Below are 22,692 nucleotides of genomic sequence, written 5' to 3' on the forward strand. Positions count from 1 at the left end.
AGATTGACAAGGGGTGAATATGGCTTTTTCTGACAAAAGATTTGGAATGCTGTGGGCAGTGGCGATCGCCGCCATGGTGCTTGTCGGTTGCGATGAGGAAACGATCCCAAACCCGAATATCAGTACTGAACCACCGCCCGAAACTTCGACAGTCATTTCCGAATCGGTTGAACCGAGCGTTTATTGGCTAGAGGACAAGGGCGATCGTTTTGAGCTGGTGGCAGTGCCCATGGCGACCACGAAGGCGAATGCGGATGAAAATCTGGAGCAATTAATGATTGAGCTAACGGAAACTACTCCAGCAGGCGGCGATCGCTCCTCGGCATTGCCGGAAAATACCAAGGTGATTAGCCACAAAATTCAGGCTGACGGCATTGTGATTAATCTCTCGGAGGACTTTACCTTTGGTGGTGGTAGTGCCTCAATGATTGGTCGTCTAGGGCAAGTTATTTATACAGCGACAAGTATTGAACCGGAAGCTGCTGTTTGGCTGCAGGTGGAAGGAGAGCCTTTGGAAGTTTTAGGTGGTGAGGGTTTAGTGATTGAACAGCCGATGACCCGCGCAATTTTTGAGCAAGAGTTTGAATTGTAGTTTCTATTTTTTAGAATTTTGATAGAGGGGCAAACGAATTGTAAAATTCGTACCGGAACTGTCATTCTTGACTGAAATTTGGCCTTGGTGACTTTGGGCGATCGCCTCCATTATTTCCTGACCAATTTGCGAAATTTTCTAATAACAGTATTACGTCCTGCGATTTTACTCTCAGCTAGAAATTTGGGGATTAATTCAAGTAAAGGAAGTTGAGGGAATGTCGGGCTAGTCCCAACTTCTTGGTATGCGCCATTGATCAGCACATTAATTTGTAGCTCACCTTTTTCAAAACGCCAGAGTTCTGGGACACCGAGAGCCGCATAAATTGCTGGGTGAGTGCGGGAGGTGATGTCAATTTCAAGGGCGAGATCTGGAGGGGGATCGGTCGCTAAATCAATTCGACCTTTCCCACGGATTTTTGCTTCATTGGCGATATAAAAACATTGGTCCGGCTCTAGCCCTTGCAGTGAATCTTTCTTAAAAGTTGTAGACCCCAAAGAGCAAAATTCAATATCGAGTTCTTCCAACAACACCTTTACAAGATCGCCAATAATTTCTTTACTATGCTCATCTTCTGGTAAAGGGGTCATGATTTCTAAGGTGCTTTTGTTATAGGCGATACGACTGCTACGGCGTTCTCCTAAATCTTCGAGAATACGTTCAAATTCTTGCCAACTGACATTTTCGAGGAGGATATGTTGTCCCGGCGGCACGTGAATTCGCTGTAGTTCTAGGAGCATGGCGATCGCCCAATAAGTTAGCGGGGTAGTTCTATCTCAATTATATGGATCTGCATTTTGAAACTAAGGCAACCCTAAAAATGCATGACTCCAATTATGTTTCTGAAATTTTGTGTAATGGCACTATTACCTGAAATTTTGTGCCCCGATGGTCACTTTTTACGGAAATTTGCCCTTGGTGACTTTGGGCGATCGCCTTTGCGATGGCAAGACCTAGACCCGAACCCGTACTAGTACCACCGGGATTACTGCGGGCAGGATCGGGGCGATAAAAGCGATCAAAAATATTCGGCAAAATGTCGGCTGAAATGCCCACACCATTATCCTCTACCGTCACCATAATTTGCTCTTGGTGTTGTCGTGGCGTTTTCGGTGGCGTGTCGATTGTGACCATAATAATTTTGTCTTTTTTCTGGTCAGTTTCGGGAAACGCGTAGGCGATCGCATTACCGATGAGATTCGTAAAAAGCCGTGCCATCTGATCCCAATCGCCCAGAATAGTAAAAGGTTCCGCCTCTGCCGAATTGCCACGAATATCGAGATTTAGCTGAATATTTTGTTGGCGACTCACAGCTCGCTGCTCTTCAATAACTTCCACCAACAGAGCATCAAGGGGTAACGGCTCAAATTTCACCTGCAAGACACCACTATCCGCCCGCGCCAAAAATAACAAATCATTAACCAACCGCCCTAGCCTTTGGGTTAACCGCTCAATCACCTTCAGATTTTGCTGGCGCGCATCGGGATCTGGGTAGGCGATCGCCATCTGGACATTCGTCTGAATCATCGCAATGGGATTGCGCAGCTCATGGGAAGCATCCGCCGTAAACTGTCGCAGCTGTTGATAGGACTCCTTCACTGGCTCAATAGCAATACCCGACAGTAGCCAACCGATCGCCGCCCCACAAGTAATCATGATCGAAATACCCAGACTCAGATCAATTAACAATTTACGAATGGGACGAGTCACCTCAAACCACGGATGACTAACCCGCAGATACCCCAGCACATAACGATGGTCTAGCTCCAAACGGTCGGTAATTTGCCGCAGTAGATAGTCTTCATTAAGATGTACCGTTTCACCGCGAGGATTGTACATGACAGGTAAATCTAGCGGTTCCGAAAAGGTAGACCACAGCAATTCTCCCGTCGGGCTAAAGAGCTCCAAATCAATACGATCATCCTCCACACTAGGAGCTTGGGGTCGAAAACTCGCATCGATATTAATGGAGTAGCCCATCTCTGCATCCGGCTCAATGATCAGCGATCGCTCCACAACTTCCACCACGTGGGTTAGGGTGTCATCAATGCGTTCGATGAGAGTGTAGCGCACATAGAAATAAACCCCTGTCGCAAAGAGCAGGAGTAAAATCGCCGTGATGGCGGTATACCAAAGAGCAAGACGATTGCGGGTAGCCTGAAACATCAGTTTTTTATCAGAATCAGAACCATTGTGCCAATTATTCTTGCGCCCCTTCAACGGTTTCCAGACCAACCGGCGACCCAGCAAAGCCTAAAAACGCTTCCACAGCCGGACTAGCAGGCTCTTGGTAAACATAATAAAGCGGTCTGAGATAGGGATAAAGATCCGATTCCGGGGTCACACCATCAATGGGCACAGTACGAACCGTTTGTTGGTTCGCAATTTGAGCATAGGTCGCATAACTAATACCATCTCTGCCAAGGGCTCGCAAAATCGGTGTAGTAGCATCCTGTTCCATCATCGTGAAATTATCGCCATTACCAAACGCTGCATTATTTAGAACCAGTTCCTTAAAGGTTTGGTGAGTGCCGCTCACTTCTGGGCGATTAATCACACGAATCATACCGCTAGCATTGTTGCCGATCGCCGACCAATCCGTAATAGACCCGGTAAAAATCCCCTGAGCCTGAGCCGTTGTTAAGCCCGTACTAAAAGGATTTTCCTTAGAAACCACAAGGGCGATCGCATCAGTCGCGACAGGAATAGCTTTCAGACCTTGAGAAGACTCCTCTGGTTTAAGAGGACGAGACGTTGCTGCTATATCCGCAGTCCCAGCCAACACATCTCGGATACCCTCACTAGAACCACTAGCCGTTGTACTGACCGCAGTGCCGGGATATTGCAACTCAAAACGATTTTTTAACGCCTCATTAATCGTCACCATACTGGTGGAGCCAGATACCCGAACAGTTGTGCCCTGAGCCACCGTAGCAGGAGGACTAAAGGGATTAGAAGCACCAGAATTTGATGGAGGCGTATTTTGAGTAGGCGTTGAATTTCCCCCACCGACAGTAATAGGTGGTACATCAGATTGTTTCAGAAAAAACCATGCGCCGACACCGAGAATACCGAGGGTGAAGAAAAGTGCCAAAATTAAAGGGATAGTATCGTTTTTCTTTGCCATAGTTTTTGAAAAAAATATTATTAAAAATAAAATCCTAACGGCTGAGTAGAAAGTGTGTGTTTTTTGATGAGAACTTAACCCCGTTGGGATAGTAGAAGATTAGCGTATACCATGGCAGCTTGTTCTTTTACCGCACCATTTTATTTCACGATGACATACAGCGATTTTGTACTAAGCTTGCTGACCTTGGCCACACAAAAAGATGCGGAGACTCGGAGATGCAGAGAAGATAGCCATTATTTTCACGAAATTCTTGCCATAAACTCATGGCCTGAAGAGATCTCCCCATCACCTTTTCTGCTGTCCGCCCTGCCACCATTACAAACACTACTCCACCCGAATTCAGGTTACACAGCGAGTGCATAGCCATTCTGAGCTGCGGCCGATGGGCAAAGTTTTTACGATACATTGCGGGACAACTTCTGGGGCGCAGGCATAACAAATCACTCCTAGATTTTCTGAGACTAAACCTAGAGCTTTGGTGGTGGAAACCACATCTTTTTTATTTTCGCCAAATCCCCTATCTCCAAGAACAGAACAGGGAATCCACCTAATCACTCTTGACCGGACGGAAAGAATAAAGGAAATTCATCAGCGGGAATAAATTACGAGATTGAACCCATAACCGACCAGAACCACTAAAGCGGCAAACTAAACCCTCTCCACCAAGAATGCCAGTACGCAAACTCCGGAACGATAAACCGCCAATCATCTCCACGTTGTAGTTGAGGGTATCTTCAAAGGCCACAATGTAGCCCGTATCAACGACATAATCCCCTTCCACCGGAATTTCGAGGATCGCACCATAGGAACTAAACCAAAAATCTCCCTGTCCCGATGCCCGCAAAAAGAAAATCGATTCCCCAGAGAAAAAGCCCTTTAGCCCCTGAAATTTAGTATCTAAATCCACTGAAGGACTAGAAGCCACAAAGCCAGAAGACTGCACCATCAAACCCTTCGAGCCATCGAGATGATAGTGGGTGACATCCCCCGGCACACCCGGTGAAAGGTAAATTTCTCCCGGCGTATTTTGGGCTGTAAATTCGCTAATAAATAAAGATTCGCCACTAAACATGCGACCAATCCCCTTCATTAGTCCGCCGCGCATTTTGGACTTCATCTCGATATTGGCATCCATCGCTGCCATTGCCCCAGCTTCTACTAGGAGAGTCTGATTGGGCGGTAATTTAACAATTAATGAGGCATAGGAAGGATTATTTTCAACGCGAAACTCAAAGTTAGACATGGTGGGAAAAGCTTAAGGTTGTCGGAATAACTGGGCATGACAAAGTTTTTTGTCCTAGCGGGGAGGGAGTCGTGAACCGACTTTCAAGCCGAAGGAACCGGGGTTATGGGTTTGGCAATACAGCTTCCCTTTCCCCTTAAATCGACAAACTAAACCTTCACCTCCGAGAAATGCCCCCATCCATGAGGGGTTTGCCTTGCCTACTTTAAAACTAAGGGTCTTCTCAAAGGCGACAATATGGCCGGTATCGACAATATATTCACCATCAACATCAATTTCGTAAATGGCACCAAAGGAGGTCACCAGCAATGGCCCCTGACCGGAAACGCTGAGCCAAAAGATGGATTCGCCGGAGAACAAAGATTTGAAACCCTGCCAGCCGAGGTCAATATCCACATTGGAACCAGAGGCCAAGTAGGAGGAAGCTTGTACAACAAATTCATCACCCTGCATTTGATATAGCAGCAAGTCGCCCATTAACTTCGGGGCAAACCAAATTTCGCTATTGGGGACGGGAGATCTAAAGACGCTAAGGAATAAAGATTCGCCAGCTAGCATGCGTTTAAGGCCGCCCATAATGCCGCCGCCTTTTCCCTTCCGTAGGGTCGTACTGGAGTTGATGCTGCCGCTCATGGCCACCATGGCTCCTGCTTGGGCAACGATTTCTTCTCCGGCCTCTAGCTTTACGTGGGCGATCGCATTATCAGGCTGATGTAAAAGTTGTATATCCATAAATATCTAAACGCTTTAAACGGAAATGGCTAGAGACGAAGTAAGTCGTTGCTAAACTCGGCATTTTGGACGGAGGAAACCGACTAAACCATCGACACTACGGGATTGGAGATACACTTTGCCGCGTCCCTTTAGCTTGTTGACCAAACCTTCTCCAGAGGTAAGGGAACCAAACAGACCGCCAGACATCCGAATATTCATGGTGATACCGGGTGTATAGGCCACTAAATGACTATTGTCTACAATGTATTCACCTGCAATTTGTTTTTCCATAATGCCGCCGTAACAGCCATAGAATACTCGCCCTTTCCCTGTAAATTCCAGCTTAAATAGACCTTCTCCGGCAAACCAACTGGCAAAACCTGCCCATTTAACCCCCATGTTCGCGCCGGGAGTATGGGCGATATAAGCGCCGGGCTGAAAACAAATGGGACCTTGGGATAGGTCAATGCGGTGAATATCTCCAATCATGGACTGGGTCAAAATTACGGTTTGACGTTTGTTGCTTGTATTACGGTAGACGTTGACAAATAGTGACTCCCCCCCAAAAAAGTGCCGCATGAGTGCTGGCAGGAATCCCCCTGAGAATTCTGTTTTCATTGTGATGCCGCCATCCATACTGACCATTGCACCTGCTTCAGCGGTGACTTGCTCACCGGGTTCTAGGGTTACGAAAAGACAAGCGAAGGCAGGCTTGTACCGAATTTCATATTTCACGTTTTGTTACCGTAAGTGAAAAGTTTGTATTTAAATTTAAATCGCCTAGGGGCTTGTTACTCCACAGTTTTAGCAGTGCTAACGATGCCCTTGAGCTGAATATTAATGTTGTTTAATATTTTGCATGGTGACTATGCGGAAACCCGAATCTTGCAGCAACGTTAAAATACGTAAAGAAAGATTTACAAAAAGAGGTTATATGTTTCCTAATGATTTGCCTAATGATCAGGAAATGCTTAAAACAATTCTCGCGCCTTTGCTGGATGATTTTTCCTATTGGTTTGAGCGATCTCTTTCTGCGTTGGAGAAGGAGCAGGTTTCTTTCATGACTGTTCAGGAGCAGGAGGCTTTTATGGCAAGAATTAAACAGGCTCAGGCTGAAGTGAGTGTTGCAAAATCTTTGTTTAATGCGACTGGTGGCAGTGCAGGGATTGAGATGAAAGTTCTCATGCCGTGGCATCAACTGGTGCAAGAATGTTGGGGTATTGCTAAGAAAAATCGTGAATCGAAGGCCTCATAAGTTCTTGGATATTTATTTGAAAATATGAGCACAAATTCCTTTGAGCTGGCACTGTGGCGATCGCCCCTTTCCCGTGCTTTGTATCGTAATCGTAGTCAACCTCACCACCGTTTTTTTCAAATTGCGACGGTGACTCCCGATGGATTGCCGACAAATCGTACGGTTGTTTTTCGCGGGTTTGTTAACCAAACGAATGCTTTGAAGATGATTACAGACCGCCGTAGTCGTAAGGTTGGGGATTTAGCTATTCGTAACCAAGCTGAAATCGTGTGGTATTTCATTAAAACTCGTGAACAGTTTCGGTTGTCGGGCACTGTGGAAACGGTTACAGCTGATGATCCTGAGTCTGATTTTTTTCAGGAGCGGCAACGAACATGGGAAGCTATTTCAGCAAATGCTAGGGCACAATTTGCTTGGCCATTACCGGCAGGGCCTCGAAGTGATAATCCAGAGGATTTTAATCATGGGGAACTTGATGCCAAAGTTCCGTTAGATAGTTTTGTTCTATTAGTGTTTCAACCTCATAAAGTGGATCATTTGGAGCTACGCGGTGAGCCTCAAAATCGCTTTATTTATAAATTTTTGCCATCCCACACATGGGAGAAAGTCGCGGTTAATCCCTAAGGGCTAGAAACCCATATTCTTTGATAATTTGTTGGCCTTGGGGACTAAGGACAAAATCAATAAAGTTTTGAGTCCCTACTTTTTTTAGCCCTTGCTGAATTGGGGCTATCCCATAACTAATCTCTCCGGTTAATTTAGGATCTAGTATGAGCAGTGAACGCGCTTTTGATGTTGGTCGTAAATCTGTTTGATAAATAAATCCAACATCGGCAACTTGATTTTCTAAGTAAGCTAAAACCTGCCGTACATTTTCTCCAAAAACTAATTTTTGCTGTTTTTGTAAACTCTCGTATAAGTTTGGCATCGATGGCGATCGCCCCAAGGCATTTTTTGCGTATCTTCCTGCTGGGACTGAGTTTGGATTACCTAGCGCAATTTTTTGAATATCTGTCTTGACTAGACTATCTAAACTGCTAAGCTTGATTTCAGACTGAGTCGAGGCTGCTAAAACCAGTCGATTATGAGCAAAAATCTTATTATCCTTTGAACTGATTTTCTTCTCATCAATGAGCCTTTGTATTAAACTCAAATCCGCACTAGCAAAAATATCAACGGGAGCATTTTGCCGAATTTGCTGAGCTAAAACTCCAGAACTTGCAACATTAAAAACAAGATTAACCTCTGGGTATTTTGCCAAAAATTCTGTTTTTATCTCAGCCATAACATCGCCCAAAGACGAGGCGATCGCCACCACAACTACCCGCTGATCATGAAGGCGAAACCGATTAAAATTACAGCCATAAATACAGAGCGCAAAAAATAAAAATAGAATAATTAAAACAAAATACTTAAAAGAACTAAACCTAACCAACTAATGCACTACCTAAACCTTGGAACATCACCCACGATAGGAAAAAATTCACAATAAAAATTGCCAACAAAGAAGTTACAACCGCTGTCGTTGTAGACTGTCCAACCCCCTTCGCACCACCAGAAGTAGTCAACCCCCAGCTACAACCAATCACAGAAATCAAGCCACCAAAAACAACAGACTTAATTAAGGCACTAATAATATCCCAGTATTGCAAAAAAGATTGAATAGAATTGATAAAAACCGACTGCGGAATCTGATATAAACTCACCGCAATAATTAAGCCACCAGCCATACCAGTCAAAAGCGACAAAATCGTCAAGATTGGTAGCATTAAACAGCAAGCCAAGAAGCGAGGCACAACCAAATAGTCAATGGGATCAGTTTTCAGAATATGTAGCGCATCAATCTGCTCAGTCACTCGCATCGTCCCAATTTCCGCCGCAAACGCCGACCCCACACGACCAGCCAAAACAACTGCTGTCAAAACAGGAGCCAATTCCCTTGTCAAAGACAACCCCAGCACACCACCAACCGCAGTACCCGCACCAAAATAAATAAATTCACGGGCGACCTGAATCGTGAAAACCATACCCACAAAGCCAGCCGTTACCAAAGCAATGAGTAAAGAATCCGGACCCACAGCCGACATCTGCTCAACAGTAATACGACGATTAAAACGCCCCCGAAAAAGGTGAACAATGACTTGTCCTCCCAAAAAAATAGCCGCAGTTAACCGCTGCAACCATTTTCCTAAAGCACTGTCTGTCTTTGTTTTGCCGAGCATATTGGGACGCGAGAATAATGACTGAACAAATCATACCAACTCCCTCCTAAGAAAAACGCCAAGATTATCGAATCACTAGCTGACTTCTGTGGGAGTCGGACTTGCCCAGCCGAGTAGATTAATTACTTATCGTCACCAGATTCAACACGGAATCTTTCCACAGAAGACAACAGATCCCGTGCAATGCCCACAAGATTTTGGAGCGAACCCGCAACCCGTTGAGATTCTTGAGACGTTTCCTGGGCAGTTAATTCTACCGATTGCATAACCTGCGCCACCGCTCTGGAATTTTCCCGCTGCTCGACAGTATCCGCAGTGATAGAACGTACCAGTGCGTCAATACGGTTAGATACCTGAATAATATCTTCCAGAGATTGCTTGGCTTGTTCTGCCCGTTTCGTACCATCAATAACCTGCTGCGTACCTTCTTCCATCGCCGTCATTACCAGACTTGTCTCAGACTGAATCTGTAATACGATTTGCTCGATTTCCTTTAATGCTTTCGCCGAACGGTCTGCCAACTGTCGGACTTCATCCGCAACGATCGCAAAACCCTTGCCGGACTCACCCGCGCGCGCCGCCTCAATGGAAGCGTTCAGTGCAAGTAAATTTGTACGAGATGCAATCTGGGAAATCACTGCCACAATCTTGGAAATTTCTTGGGAAGATTCTGCTAAGCGTTTTACCTTTCGAGCCGTTTCTGCCACCGTTTCTCGAATCTGTAAAATACCAGCAACCGTATGTTCTACCGACTCACCACCTTTGAGAGCTGTTGCCGATGCGGTACGGGCAACTTCCTCTGCCTCACGGGCATTTTCTGCCACACGCTGAATCGAGTCCGTCATCATCTGTACCGAGTTTAAAGTGACGGCCAGCTCCTCTGCCTGTCGCAATGCGTCACTAGATAAACCCCGTGCAAATGACTCACTATCGGCGGAGTTTTGGTTTACCTGTCGTGCCGCTTGTTTTACCTGTTGGACAATTTCCCGCAGGTTTTGAATGGTTAAGTTAAAGGCATCAGCAACTGCACCTAGTACATCCGCAGTAACTTCTGCTTGCACTGTTAAATCACCACGAGCTGCGCCTTCTACATCATCTAGGAGTCGAATTACCTGGCGCTGCAAGTCTTCTTTCGATTGTTCAGTTTCTTCTGCACGGCGTTGGGCTTCGCTCGTGGTTGTCAAAATAACCCGCGCCATTTGGTTAAAGCCTGTCGCTAGTTCCCCAAATTCATCTTCCGAAAAAACAGTGGCTTTTACATTTAGGTTGCCGTTAGACACAGCATCAAATTGTGTCTGTAGGTTGTCGGTGCTGCGCTTAATTTGCTTTGTTGTAATTTGGCTGAGAAGTAATGTTGCTCCAAAGCTGGCTGAACCTGTAACGAGGGTGGTCAAGGTGCCGAAGATGGCAATGGAGTTAACGAAGTCACTTGTTCGTTTATCTTCTGGAGTAGCGCTCAGGACACAGTAAGTGACAAATGCAGATGCTAGACAAGAGGCAACGCCCGCGCCTGCGGCGGTAAACCATTGTTTTTGCTGGAGACCTGCATTTTCAAACCACGCGAAGTAACCTTGTTCAACATCGGACGTTGTTTCAATTGCTGGTTTGTCTGTTGTTTGGGCAAAACTGGTGACGACTTCTTCCGATGATTGATCGCCGCCAAATGTTGAAAAAACACTATCGTCTTCGTCGATGGTTAGTTCCCCTGAGTCGGCGAAGGAAATGCTGTCGACATTGCCTAGGCTAGAGTCAAAGAGATTGGTGTCTGGCATGTCAGCATCGACATCATCGACATCCATATCAAGGTTCGGTAAATGATCAAGATCTTCGTCATTGAAAACGTGAAACTCTTCTAGGAAACCTTCTTCGTTTTCGTCGTCTTCTGGTGCGAGATCGCGGTCGTTTAGTAGTTCTTCTCCTAGTCCTCCAAGACTCATTTCTTCGTCGTAGAAGGGTTCGTTATCGGTGTCATCGAGCTCTAACTCTTGAAAATTAAGATCGCTCGAACTCATATTGTCTGCGAAGCCATCGTCAATGTAGGAGTCTGGGGCGTAATTGTCTGGCTGGACAAATTCGTCTGGTGCAAAGGATTGGTCTTCTGAAACAGCACTACCGGAAAGGTCCATGCCATTGTCAGTTCCCATCAGTAGTGTTTCTTGGAAATTCCCTGGGTTTGCTGGAGGTTCGTCAAAATTATTGTCGAAGTCAAAATCGTCAAAATCATTATCTGCTTCGAAGTCTTCTGGTGGTGAGTCAACGGCAAGGGTCCCTAGGGTTCGGGGAGAATCTTGATTGTCTTCTTCCATTAGCCCTTGGAATTCGTCTAGGTCTGGGTCTCCTGCGTCGCCATCGCTAAAGTCGCTGAGAGCGTCTGGATTAAAGTCAACGAAGTCTGATGATTCGCTAAGGTCTTCGCCGAAATCATCTGCGGGTGCTGCTGCTTGGGCAAATTCGTCGCTGGAAAAAATATCTAGGTTTTGGCGATCGCCACCACTAGAAGGCAAAACAAACGTCTGTTCTGTCTGGTTTCCAGACTCTGAGATTAGATTACTCAGCTGGTCATCAAAGCTAGAGATTTCCATATCCCCAAGACTAGAAGACGCATCTACAAAAGGAAAATCTTCCTCAAAACCGTCGTTGAAATCCTCATCATCCGACTCAAATGCATCACTAAAAGGCGAACTGAAGTTGTTATCCTCACCACTGTCGGCAAAGCTGGACGCACCGGAACTTAAGGATTCATCGGAAGCAAAGGGATTAGAAAAATCCTCTTCCTCGACAAGTTGCCCGCTCAAGGTTCCTTCCGATGCCGGTTCTCCAAAGTCGATATGATCACCATACAAACCACTTTCATCTTGGGTGAGAGTGCCATAATCATCGTCAGGCTCATCAAAATCTAAATGCTCAGCAGCATGGTCTTCTGTGTACTCACCACCACCCATAGACGCATTGGCCTGCTCTAGGCCCTGTCGAGCGTATTCGTGAAAATCCTCTTGCTGAGTCACCTCTAAAACTTGATTGTATTGCTGCGATGCCGTTTCAAAATCCTGTAAACCAAGATAAATATGCCCACTTAAAAGCAAGAGATTAGGGTCGTCGGGATGTGCGTTCAGCAGCTGATTTGTGATGCTTTCTGCTTTGCCCAAATCGTTTTGGAAATAAGCATTTTGCGCCTCGCTGTATTCTTTCATGTAATCAGTGCTGAGTGGCATTCGTTTCTCTCCTCGACTTCGGCTCCACGAGCTCTAAGGTAATCGTACTGAATTGTGGGCTGTAATTCTGGACAAATTGCGTTCCTGTCTCAATCTAATTTACTTTCGTTTATTCGGTAAGTAATGCATCTCTCAATACATCTAAACGAAAATAGTAGCTAGGTCGCCCACCGTGCTGAGCGTAAGACAGCCACATGGTCTAAAAGATGCCAAATAACATCTTCGTCTTCGTCCGGTAGCCAGCCGCCTCGGATAAAAGGAGCCATACTGTCTGGAATACCGTTGAGCTGGAGTTGGAGGTTTTCTGGCGGCAACCAACGCATACCGCGCATATCGCCGACAGCTAGGCCTAATAATGTGTCCTGATCCTCGACAGCAATGACCGGAATTTCCGGACGATTAATTCTCAGTGGTGTAGGATCTCCGAGAAATTGACCAAGATCTGCAACCCAAATAATCTGTCCCCGTAGATTTATCGTACCCAGAAGTAAGGGGGATACATTCGGAATGGGCGTAATCTGTTCTGGTGATTGTTGCATCACCTCTCTAATACCGTCAGCGGGAAGGGCAAAGGCCATACCGGAAGGAAGGATAAAGCGTAAATGTAGTTCTCCTTCGGGGCTTTCTAATTGTTGTACTTCTGAGCCAAATGGTGATGGATTTTGGCTAAATTCTGTGTTCCCAACCATGACTCTTTTGGATATTTACAAAGTTTTTTGGGGATCTTGTCGGGCGATCGCCGCTATTTTTTCGCCGGGGTCGATCTTTTTCTAGGTCAACGACTAACCCCGGAGTAGCTGTTTTATCGTACCGATTAATTCCGCAGGCTGGAAAGGCTTAGCAATGTAAGCATCAGCACCCTGTTTCATGCCCCAGTAGCGATCAAACTCTTCCCCCTTCGAAGAACACATCACCACAGGAACATCTTTAGTGGTCGGACTAGACTTAATCTTGCGACAGAGTTCATAGCCATTCATACGGGGCATGACAATATCTAGGACGATCAAATCTGGCTGGAAATGCTTTAAATTTTCTAGCGCCTCAACACCATCCCCTGCTACTTCGACTTTCAGACCACTGCCCTTAAGCAACTCTGAAATCATTTCTCTCTGAGAGATGCTGTCTTCAACGACCAAAATTTTACTCATTACGGATTCCCTAGAAACAAATTGCCGACATTAGTAGCTTCTGTAAAACCAAACAGGTTGGTGAATGGATGAACAAGATCGTCTCCTAATTTCAAAGGCATTTTTTTCAAAAAAATAACCTTTTATTTAGCTATAACCCTGTTACAGAGTAAAGGCAAGGCCACGAAACAGCGAAAAAAAGCTCGCTTGTTCACACTATGCCATGATACTCTCTTTACCTCAATATTAATGTGCGATCCGGTTGTTTTTTTATGGAGCTGCAGGTGAGTCCGCTGGGATTTGCCACGGAATGTATTTTTCAATCAAGGCGAGAAGTTCCTGGGAGCCGAAGGGCTTGGTGAGATAGTCAGAAGACCCCACCATATTAGCTTTGACACGATCAATAAAACCTTCTTTGCCGGTCAACATGATAATGGGTGTGAGGCGAAAACGGTTAGAGGCTCGAAGCATATTACAGATTTGATTGCCATCTAATGTGGGCATGGCAATATCGCAAAGGATTAAATCGGGATCGTAATTGAAGGCGCGCTCAAAGGTGCTTAAAGGCTCCTGCACTAATTCCACTTCATAACCGTAGGGACGCAACATTTCTTCGACGGTTTTGCCGATGGTGAGATCGTCATCGATGCAAAGGATTTTCGGTGCTGTGAGGGTCTGGTTTTTTTCCCATGAGGGTTTTGCTGTTGTTGGAGATGAATGTTCTTCGGGATTCATCATCTGGATCCAGCCTTTTTCCACGTAGGGGTGCAGTGCTTTGGAGAGGGTAACAAGGTCACGGTTGAGGTAGCGGGCGAGTTGACGGAGGGATGTCTCTCCTTTGCTCCAGTGAATGAGTCTTTGGTAGGCATTGGGAGGCAGTTCGGCGGCGAGTTTGTGCTCGTATGTAATGACGGGGCATTGATGGGGGGATTTGATCAGTGGTAGTAGTTGTTTCCATTTTTGAACTTTCTTGGTGGTTTCGAGGAGGATGGTTGTAATGGAATAGCTGGCTAGTTGGGGTGATAGGGGTGTACTGAGGCGGAAGTTAAAGGAGCCTTGGTGGAGGCTTAGTAAATCAAATAGTGTTTCTTGGATCATGCACTGGAGGATGTGACGCCCTTGTTCGGTGGTGATTACGTTTTGTTCTAGGAGTAGCCAGAGATAGGCATACTCGATGATATTCATGGAGGCGATCGCCTGAGGGGTTTTCAGTTCATCTAGTTTTGTATCGAGACGATAGTGCCTTAAATAGCCTTTTAAACGATGGAGATTTGAACTGCGATTATTGGTGGCGTAAACGATCTGACCATTCACAAAAAAGACATACCAAGCCAAATTAGGCTCTGAAGATGACTTGGCCTGATGGTGGGAAAAAAGTGCTGGGTCTTGCCAACTTGTGTTGTAAGCAAAGGAAGCGGTGGGTGCATCAATTACTAGTTGACCCGTACGCTGCCCTAACTCGACGAGCTGGAAAATGCTGCGAATATCGATTTCGTTGAGAGTCCCGTGCATGCTAATTCTCGCAACTTAATTTAGTCGCTAACTGATGTGTCTTGATCGCTAATGGGTAGGTTCGATTTTTTATAGTCACGTCTGCTATCTTCCGTTAACTTTTGGCCATGAATTTGAGAGTGAACGCAGCTTCTACCCGAACGCACCGAAAGAATTTACTGGCCGTATTTTAATGGATATGTCTAATTGCCAATATTGTATACACAACTGATATTCTCAATCAGTTACGGTTATGAATTTCTCAATAATTCAGGTTTGCGGTTTTGTGCCTGCTGCAACGACTTGAAGGAAAAATCGGTGCTCGATAGTGGGGCGATCGCCGGGTGATCAGACTCCGGATCTGTAACAACTGAGACAGAAAAAACGACTGTATATTCAGCCACAATAGTGAAACTTTGGATCTATGGTTCGAGATCGAGGTATGACAGTATATGGCCGTGAAAATCACGAAAAATTAAACTCTGAATCTTACGATTATCAATAGCTATAATGATCCATTAGAATCGTGGCAATGTCGCTAGACTTGTTTTGAGCTGACTGCTACTAGACGAAAATCTTTGATTTTTCACGGAAAATTGCGAATTTTGTCATACTCTACTTCGATAGAGTGTTAGTTCTTTCGAGATCTTTACATTCACACCGCATTCAAGCACTAGAGCTTTCAAGGGGAATTTAGCAGCGTGCTATATCTTGCAGAAGTCAAAAAGACAAAAGGTTTCATGGGCGTTAAAACGGAGGTAAAACTGCTCGCCTGTGAACGAAATGACAAAAGTTGGAGTGCCGTACCTGCTGATGAGGCGATCGCCGCCGATGATTTGAGCCAGTTTGGCGATGGTGCGCTGGTCGTTGTAAACCTTGGTGGCAACCGTCAAATTCAAGGCACTCCCGAACCTGCGGGTAACCGAATTTTAAGTATTCTCCAGAACTTCTCAAGGCTGTTGGAGAAAACAAAGGCTCAGGAAGAAGAAATTGAACAGTGGAAACAATCCCTGACCTATCAAGCGGAAGAGCTCAACCGCCGTCAGGCAGAAATGGAAAATCGTTTAGAAGAGCTAGAAGGAGCAGAAGAAGAACTAGAGCGCCTAGCCGCTCAGCGAGATGAAGTCGAAAAACTCAAGGCCGAGTCCGATGCACTTAAAGCCGAATTTGACCGTAAACAAGCTGAACTAGAAGGTGCTTGGGAACATTTGCGGGGGGAACAAGCCCGTTTAGAAGAGCTGCAAAACGAGAGTAACGGCTCTAGCAATGGTGGCGGTAGCCTTGCACCGGAACAAACGGAACGTCTCAAGGCAATTTTTGAACAAATTCAAGGGGCGATCGCCCCCACCGATAATTTTCAGGAGCGTTTGGCGAATGTCCTAGAAGCTTCAGAACAGCAACAACAACAGCTTAAAACAGGGTGGGACAGACTCGAAGAAGACCGCAGTCAGTACCAAAAACTAGAAAGTGATGTACAGGCGATCGCCACAGAGCTTGACCAACAAGAAGGCATTTTGAACGAAAAAACGAGCGCACTAGAAGCAGCAAAACGCCAAGTTCAAGTCCAGCAAGAATTATTGCAATCCAAGCAACAATACCTCCAATTTTTGACCCTTGCCCTCCAAAACCATGAAGAATTAAGCACCTCCATTAGCGGACTAGCCGCCGGTCTGGGAGATTCCGAAACCGAGATAGTAGATGTCGAAACCCTAGAGTCGATGCCCCTTGGCGAACTAGAAAGCACCGTTAACAATCTCAAAGGTGAATTAGATAAGCTGGTTAACTTCGTTAATGACCAAGAAGAAGAACTAACCCTCCAGCACGATGCGGTAAAAGAACTACGCGAAAAAATCGAAGCCACCGATCCCAGCGATGTAATGGCCTATCAAGAATTAGAAGAAGAGCTAAAAGACGAGCAAGAACGTATGGGCATGCTCAACGAAACCCTTGTGGGACAAAGACGAACCCTCCGCGATCGCCAATCGGTCATGCGTCAGCACCTACAAGTTTTAAAGCGTCGCCAAGGCGTGATCGAAGTTGAAGTAGAAACAAACATTAATCTCAATCCAGTCCTTGCCCGTATCCAAGACGAGCAGCAAGAATACGCAGAAAAACGCCAAAAACTCACCGAAATCCTTGAGCAGATGAACCAATCTGTGCAGCAGACAAAAGATGTTTTATCAACACAAGAATCAGAAGTAAAACAAGAAAAAGAACGTTTCGAGCAACTACAAACCGAATACAAACAAAAGCAATTAAACTACGAACGTTTAAAAGTCAAAGTCGAACTATACGAAGCCTATCTCCAACCATTACAAGACAACCTAGACCACATTAACCAGCCACTGCGGGAGTTAGAACAGCTGACTCACCAGTTTTCTAGCACCACCGAGCAACAGCAAAATCTAGCAAATGAATTAAAATCCACCCTAGATCCTTTAATGAACTAAGTGAGCAAAACCCTCACTACTAAAATGTCAGTGAATCGTTTTTCATAGACATTTCAAATAAATTCTAGAATGCTTTATATCCTTACCTAACGTCAGTTATGGATAAGAATGTAGTCAAAATTCTTTAGAAAAAAGGAGACACGGAGAAGGAGAGACACGGGGAAGCAAAGAAAATTTGCATTTTTTAAAAGCTAGTAGGATTGTTTGCATAGAAACATCTCCCGATCTCTCGCCCTCCCATTCACCGCGTCGTACTTCCGAGCATGCTCAAGCAAAACTCACATTACCGAGGAAAGGCCTGCGAAGGGAGAAAGGGATTGCGAGAGGTAACACAATCTACTGATCATCCACCCCTAGCCTGCCTGAAAAAAGCTATGGTCAAAGCCGCCAGCAAAATCAAGACATCTGACAGACTTTAAATCCTTGTCCTGTCAAGATTTAACCTGTTAAATTCCTGCCAGTCTTGACGACCATGATCACAAAATCTCTATTGCCAATTTCAGCAAAATGACAATAAAAAAAACTCCCCAATCAAGCCAAAGCCACAGGGGAATTTTAATAAATAATTTTGGATTTTATGGGCATTTCAAATAAGAATCGAAGGCGCTCCTCTTAATTTGAAATGACGACAATTTAGAGCACAAAATATTTTGCGTATTAGCGCCGCGATTGGTTTTAGTTGCCTGCTTCTTCGATCATCTGGTGAATGAGGGGGGCAAGAATGATTTCCATTGTGAAACCCATTTTGCTGCCGGGAACCACAAGGGTTGTATGGCGGGACATGAAAGAATTTGGAATCATGTCGAGTAGATAACGGAAGTCGATATCAAATCTTTCTCTAAAACGCTTGTTTGTGTGGACGACAACGAAGCTCTCATCGGGTGTGGGAATATCACGGGCGATGAAGGGGTTGGAGGTGTCAACGGTTGCCACTCGTTGGAAGTTGATGTGGGTGTTGGAAAACTGGGGGGTAATGTAGTTTACGTAGTCAGGCATCCGACGCAAAATTGTGTCAACGATCGCCTCGGCACTGTAGCCGCGCTCTGAGTTGTCACGGGCAATTTTTTGGATCCACTCAAGGTTCACGATGGGGACAACGCCGACAAGTAGGTCAACGTACTGGGCAACGTTCACGTTTTTATTTTTATCAATTACGCCACCGTGGAGACCTTCATAAAATAAAATGTCGCTATCTGTGGCGATATCTTCCCAAGGTGTAAATTCGCCGGATTGGCATTCTGTACCTAGTCTTTTGTTGTGGAAGTCTGCTTCGGAGGGGTTGTGGAGATAGTAGCGTTTTTTGCCTGTGCCGGACTCGCCATATTCTTTGAATAGTTCTTCGAGCTTGTCGAGGATGTTGCAGTATAGACCGAAGTGACTGAGGTTTTTGCCCCCTGCTGAGGCTTTTGCCATCATGTCACGCATTTCTGCACGGTTGAACTTGTGGTAGCTGTCGCCTTCAACGATGACGGGGTTAATGTTTTCGCGACGGAAAATATGTTCAAATGCACGCTTTACAGTGGAGGTTCCGGCACCGGAAGAGCCTGTGACTGCAATAATCGGATGTTTTTTAGACATGAAGGATAAGGTTAAATCTAGGTTTAATGGGCGGTTGCTAGAACTTGAACAAATTATTTTGCCGAACTGGTTTGTGTTAGGGCTCGGCGATCGCCCCTGAGGGGACTCGCAATTGTCGTGGTAATCTAGCGGCGAGATTTAATAGTTACTTGATATAAGTGGTATCCCGTAGCACAGATAATATCAGTCAACAGCGATATCGTATATTTCTCTTGCGATGTTCTTGTTTTGCCTTGGCGATCGCCTGTCTTCGGGCTAACTAAAATGCGAGAAAGTGCCCTTGGCTTTCTGGTTGTGAGCAAAAAAGATTTCTTCTGGTCTTGGCCTCTGGAGAGGCGCTAAATTACCGCAGGCTTCGTAAAAGTGAGCAGGATTTTATTTTAGGGATTTGTCTGGTTTGATCATCGGCTTTTACACTGGAAACTGCACTGCACCCCTAGGAAAGATGCCGCAATATCAAGTCGGTCAGCGATGGTCTTATCAGGCTCGCGCGGAGGATCAAGATTCGACGCTAATTATTGGCGCGATAGAAATAGAGCCTGCCATTGTTCACATCATTGTCGAAAAGGTGATGCTCACAGGTCTCGGTGAGTCGATGGATATTTGTCATTTACCCTTCGCCGAAGCTGCTCTAAATAATAGTGTGACTGATCTGCTGGAGGAGAATGTTGCTGTAGATTCTAGCTTCACAGAGGGTTTAGCGACATGGACGGCACAGCAGGGCGGTGTATTTCAATTATCTGTAGCTGAGGCGATCGCCACCATTGCGAATGTGACCCAAACTTCGGCTAATGATACTTTTGATGCGATCGTTAAGAGAATGGAGGCGGAACAATCGCCAGAGACCATTCGTGAGTTGTATCGTAATTTGTTTGCCCTAGAAGAATGGTTTTTTCTCTGTAGGTCAGATAGCGAAGAAACCCCAGTGCAGTTGCAATTTGAAATGAATGGCGGATTTTCTCAGGCGGTGCTGGCTTTTACAAGTGCGGAAAAGGCGATCGCCGCGGCGGATAAACTCAATCTCTATCCCGATGGTGCAGATATTCGCCTGATGCCTGCTGACATTGATAAGGCAATTATTTGGCTGGATAGCGAAGCATGCCAATGTGAATGGGTTTGTTTTAATTTGACCCACAAACACTTTCCGCTCTACGTTGCCGACGCAGTCCGTATGAATTTAAAACGCTAGAAATTAATCTCGATAGTCATCCCGAACTACTTTGAGATATGCAAATGTAGTCATTTCGAATAAGAACTAGAAATTTTTTCCGTAGAGATTTGGGGGGAATTTCTCGACATGCCCAATAGCTCGTTGAAACCCCTTCCGCTCTTCGAGCACCTTCCCCAAGGAAGGACATAAGGTACTCCAGCGTTTATTCGAAACTACTATAAAACCAAGTCCCTCTTACAAAGGGGGATTTAGGGGAATCAAGGTTTTTCGGCAAATTACACATCCATAAAGGCCTAATCAAAACCCTAATTTTTCTAAGAGTGGCTTGGTCGAAACAATATGTTTACCCAGACCCAATTTTTCTGGCGGCACACCGAGGGCGAGGGAGACCAATTGGGGTAGATGAATGATCGGTAAGCCTAATTTTTCGCCAATCACTTTTTCAACTTCCGGCTGCCGTGAATCTAAATTGAGGTGACATAACGGACAGGGAGTCACAATACAATCTGCCCCTGCGGCGATCGCCGCCTTGAGATGTTTGCCTGCCATCCGAAAAGACTGTTCTGTCGCATAGCTCGACAAAGGCCAACCACAACATTGGGTTCTTCCTTCATAAACAACAGAGGTTGCGCCAACCGCTTCAAACACATTTTCTAGCGATCGCGGATCGACTGGATCATCGAAAGGAATCGTCTTCTGAGCACGCAATAAATAGCAGCCGTAAAAAGACGCACACTTTAAATTTTTCAGGGGCTTTTGTACCTTTTCCCGTAACTTGTCTAGGCCATAATCACCGACCAGTGCCCAGAGAATATGTTTGACTTCCGTTGACCCTTGGTAGGGCGAACAGCTTTCCTTTTCTAAAAGACCATTAATCTGTTCAAAATATTCTGGTCGATTTTGCTTGGCATCCTTAAGTCGTTCATCCACATGACCAATGACCCCTTGGCAAGTGCTGCAATGGGTGAGGAGCGGTAAATTTAAAGACTCGGCGAGGGCAATATTGCGGGCATTAACGGTGTCTTCGAGGAGTTGGGACTCTTCTTTATAAGTGCCAGAACCGCAACAGGCTGCTTTTTTTAATTCAATGAGTTTAATATCCAGAGCACTTGCGAGAGCTGTTGTAGAGAGGTGAAGCTCCCGGCAAGCTCCTTGGGCGACACAACCGGGAAAATACGCGTAGCTCAACATTTAAGCCAAACCTAGGATGAAGTGAATTCTTTTTTATCTTATCGTTGGCTTATATCCCAAGCAGCGAACAGTCACGTTTTGTTATGTCTGAACCAATAAATCATTCCGATGCGGCTCTACTAATGGCGTTGCAGTTAGGGAAAATACAGGCCGGCTTCCTTGGTCAAACGGCTCACGAGCTGCGATCGCCGATGAGTCACATTATGAGTTTGCAGCAGCTAATTTTGACAGATCTATGTGAAGATCCAGCGGAAGAACGGGAGTTTATTGCCCAGTGCTACGCAGCCAGTCAAAAGTTTATGCAATTGCTTGACCTCGTCGTCGATGTGTCGAAGTTGGACTATGGCGCAACTAAACCAAAGTCTACTCCTTTTGATGTCATGGGTATGATGGCGGAGCTAGAGTCAATTTGGGGCGTTAAGGCGAAAAACCGCAATCTTAATCTTCAGTTTCCGACTGTTCCAGAAAATTTTGCACTGGCTATGGTGGGCGATCGCCAACGTATTTATCAATTCTTTATGACCTTGATCAATACAACAATCAATGAAACGCCGACGGGAGATATCATCTTTCACTACGAACAACCAGAGGGCGATCGCCTCGCCTTTCAGCTACGCTGCCAATGTGACCACAATTTTTGGCAAGATACCCGCGTCAAAGACTTAGAAATTAAAGCGAAACCAACCCTACAAGAACTCCAAGCCGCCGCCGAAGCTTTTGAGTTTTCGCCCGCCCTAAAATGGCAACTCTGCACAAAACTGATCACCACCCTAGGGGGACAAATTAAGCAAGACTATAGCTCTGAGGGGGTTATACAGGTAACGGGCTGGCTTCCTCTAGAGAACAAGAAATAACACTGACGGGGTGGTCATGGTTATGGAGCACCATGGTGATGGTTTGATTTTCTTGGAAACCAATACGTTCGTAGAATTTTTGTTGGTGCGTTGTCATGAGATAGATGCGCTCAACCCGATTCATGCGGGGGTGACTAATGAGGGTTTCAACGAGTTTGCGGCCTAGACCTAAACCCTGATAATCCGGATGAATCACCACATCCCAAATGGTGGCGCGGAAAATGCCGTCCGAGGTGCCGCGAGTAAAACCAATCATGCGATCGCCATCCCATACCGTAACAACTGGATCGCTGTACTCAACTGCTATGCGTAGATCTTCTAGGGAACGAGACTTCGCCCAAAACGCCGTTATATCAAACAGTTCGCGCAACTGGTGTATGTCAACTCGTTCTTTTTCCACGGAAAATAGAATGTTGCTGCAATCCAAAGTCTTAGCCATAATCACATGGGGGATAATTGGGT

At 45.6% G+C, this 22,692-nt stretch carries 22 protein-coding genes; 6 read left to right on the top strand and 16 right to left on the bottom strand.

What is annotated here, in order from left to right; genetic code table 11:
- The first annotated feature begins 19 nt into the window (after positions 1-19).
- Complete coding sequence (locus tag NIES208_RS02300; protein ID WP_075889297.1) at positions 20-592, top strand: GerMN domain-containing protein; 573 nt, start codon at positions 20-22, stop codon at positions 590-592.
- Positions 593-702: 110 nt separating this feature from the next.
- Here the strand turns inward: NIES208_RS02300 and NIES208_RS02305 are convergent, their stop codons facing one another.
- The 6 genes from NIES208_RS02305 to NIES208_RS02330 form a co-directional block, all read right to left on the bottom strand.
- On the bottom strand, positions 703-1,332 hold the full coding sequence (locus tag NIES208_RS02305) for a Uma2 family endonuclease (RefSeq protein ID WP_075889299.1): 630 nt from the start codon (positions 1,330-1,332) through the stop codon (positions 703-705).
- A 94-nt stretch (positions 1,333-1,426) separates the two neighbouring features.
- Positions 1,427-2,758 (bottom strand): sensor histidine kinase, encoded by a 1,332-nt coding sequence (locus NIES208_RS02310; RefSeq protein WP_075889419.1) that lies wholly within the window; start codon positions 2,756-2,758, stop codon positions 1,427-1,429.
- 34 nt (positions 2,759-2,792) lie between these two features.
- A complete protein-coding gene (locus NIES208_RS02315; protein WP_075889301.1) occupies positions 2,793-3,719 on the bottom strand; it encodes a phosphate ABC transporter substrate-binding protein in 927 nt (308 codons plus the stop codon).
- A 550-nt stretch (positions 3,720-4,269) separates the two neighbouring features.
- Positions 4,270-4,965: a TIGR00266 family protein gene (locus NIES208_RS02320; RefSeq protein ID WP_075889303.1), complete on the bottom strand. Its 696-nt coding sequence runs from the start codon at positions 4,963-4,965 to the stop codon at positions 4,270-4,272.
- 54 nt (positions 4,966-5,019) lie between these two features.
- Positions 5,020-5,697 carry a TIGR00266 family protein gene (locus NIES208_RS02325; RefSeq protein ID WP_075889305.1) on the bottom strand — a complete coding sequence of 226 codons (678 nt, stop codon included), beginning with the start codon at positions 5,695-5,697 and terminating at the stop codon, positions 5,020-5,022.
- Positions 5,698-5,748: 51 nt separating this feature from the next.
- Positions 5,749-6,414 carry a TIGR00266 family protein gene (locus NIES208_RS02330; protein WP_075889307.1) on the bottom strand — a complete coding sequence of 222 codons (666 nt, stop codon included), beginning with the start codon at positions 6,412-6,414 and terminating at the stop codon, positions 5,749-5,751.
- Positions 6,415-6,613: 199 nt separating this feature from the next.
- Here NIES208_RS02330 and NIES208_RS02335 point away from each other — a divergent pair, with 199 nt between their 5' ends.
- Positions 6,614-6,934 carry a DUF2605 domain-containing protein gene (locus tag NIES208_RS02335; RefSeq protein ID WP_075889309.1) on the top strand — a complete coding sequence of 107 codons (321 nt, stop codon included), beginning with the start codon at positions 6,614-6,616 and terminating at the stop codon, positions 6,932-6,934.
- Positions 6,935-6,958: 24 nt separating this feature from the next.
- A complete protein-coding gene (locus NIES208_RS02340) occupies positions 6,959-7,558 on the top strand; it encodes an Npun_F5749 family FMN-dependent PPOX-type flavoprotein (RefSeq protein WP_075889311.1) in 600 nt (199 codons plus the stop codon).
- Here NIES208_RS02340 and modA read toward each other — a convergent pair.
- The 7 genes from modA to NIES208_RS18815 form a co-directional block, all read right to left on the bottom strand.
- Positions 7,548-8,369: a molybdate ABC transporter substrate-binding protein gene (gene modA, locus NIES208_RS02345; protein ID WP_075889313.1), complete on the bottom strand. Its 822-nt coding sequence runs from the start codon at positions 8,367-8,369 to the stop codon at positions 7,548-7,550. The genes NIES208_RS02340 and modA overlap by 11 nt on opposite strands.
- Complete coding sequence (locus tag NIES208_RS02350; protein ID WP_075889315.1) at positions 8,362-9,156, bottom strand: MlaE family lipid ABC transporter permease subunit; 795 nt, start codon at positions 9,154-9,156, stop codon at positions 8,362-8,364. The genes modA and NIES208_RS02350 overlap by 8 nt, the downstream gene beginning before the upstream one ends.
- Before the next feature lie 122 nt (positions 9,157-9,278).
- The gene (locus NIES208_RS02355) at positions 9,279-12,368 is read right to left on the bottom strand and encodes a methyl-accepting chemotaxis protein (protein ID WP_075889317.1); all 3,090 of its coding nucleotides are present in this window, start codon (positions 12,366-12,368) and stop codon (positions 9,279-9,281) included.
- Between the two features lie 158 nt (positions 12,369-12,526).
- On the bottom strand, positions 12,527-13,057 hold the full coding sequence (locus NIES208_RS02360; protein WP_075889319.1) for a chemotaxis protein CheW: 531 nt from the start codon (positions 13,055-13,057) through the stop codon (positions 12,527-12,529).
- Between the two features lie 93 nt (positions 13,058-13,150).
- The gene (locus NIES208_RS02365; RefSeq protein WP_075889321.1) at positions 13,151-13,516 is read right to left on the bottom strand and encodes a response regulator transcription factor; all 366 of its coding nucleotides are present in this window, start codon (positions 13,514-13,516) and stop codon (positions 13,151-13,153) included.
- Positions 13,517-13,765: 249 nt separating this feature from the next.
- Positions 13,766-15,007, bottom strand: coding sequence for a response regulator (locus NIES208_RS02370; RefSeq protein WP_075889323.1), 1,242 nt, complete (start codon positions 15,005-15,007; stop codon positions 13,766-13,768).
- Positions 15,008-15,237: 230 nt separating this feature from the next.
- A complete protein-coding gene (locus tag NIES208_RS18815; RefSeq protein WP_171971696.1) occupies positions 15,238-15,390 on the bottom strand; it encodes a hypothetical protein in 153 nt (50 codons plus the stop codon).
- 297 nt (positions 15,391-15,687) lie between these two features.
- Between NIES208_RS18815 and hmpF the strand changes: the two genes are divergently transcribed.
- Positions 15,688-17,436 carry a pilus motility taxis protein HmpF gene (gene hmpF, locus NIES208_RS02375; protein WP_075889325.1) on the top strand — a complete coding sequence of 583 codons (1,749 nt, stop codon included), beginning with the start codon at positions 15,688-15,690 and terminating at the stop codon, positions 17,434-17,436.
- 675 nt (positions 17,437-18,111) lie between these two features.
- Here hmpF and NIES208_RS02380 read toward each other — a convergent pair.
- On the bottom strand, positions 18,112-19,014 hold the full coding sequence (locus NIES208_RS02380; RefSeq protein ID WP_075889327.1) for a phosphoribulokinase: 903 nt from the start codon (positions 19,012-19,014) through the stop codon (positions 18,112-18,114).
- A gap of 445 nt (positions 19,015-19,459) precedes the next feature.
- Between NIES208_RS02380 and NIES208_RS02385 the strand changes: the two genes are divergently transcribed.
- Positions 19,460-20,203, top strand: coding sequence for a hypothetical protein (locus NIES208_RS02385; RefSeq protein WP_075889329.1), 744 nt, complete (start codon positions 19,460-19,462; stop codon positions 20,201-20,203).
- Between the two features lie 279 nt (positions 20,204-20,482).
- Here the strand turns inward: NIES208_RS02385 and NIES208_RS02390 are convergent, their stop codons facing one another.
- Entirely contained in the window at positions 20,483-21,376 is an 894-nt protein-coding gene (locus NIES208_RS02390) for a CoB--CoM heterodisulfide reductase iron-sulfur subunit B family protein (RefSeq protein ID WP_075889331.1), read from the bottom strand.
- Positions 21,377-21,459: 83 nt separating this feature from the next.
- Between NIES208_RS02390 and NIES208_RS02395 the strand changes: the two genes are divergently transcribed.
- On the top strand, positions 21,460-22,230 hold the full coding sequence (locus NIES208_RS02395) for a sensor histidine kinase (RefSeq protein ID WP_075889333.1): 771 nt from the start codon (positions 21,460-21,462) through the stop codon (positions 22,228-22,230).
- Here the strand turns inward: NIES208_RS02395 and NIES208_RS02400 are convergent.
- Positions 22,187-22,669 (bottom strand): GNAT family N-acetyltransferase, encoded by a 483-nt coding sequence (locus tag NIES208_RS02400; protein WP_216349343.1) that lies wholly within the window; start codon positions 22,667-22,669, stop codon positions 22,187-22,189. The genes NIES208_RS02395 and NIES208_RS02400 overlap by 44 nt on opposite strands.
- Positions 22,670-22,692 lie beyond the last annotated feature (23 nt).

The sequence above is a fragment of the [Limnothrix rosea] IAM M-220 genome (genome assembly GCF_001904615.1).
Taxonomy (GTDB): Bacteria; Cyanobacteriota; Cyanobacteriia; order Cyanobacteriales; family MRBY01; genus MRBY01.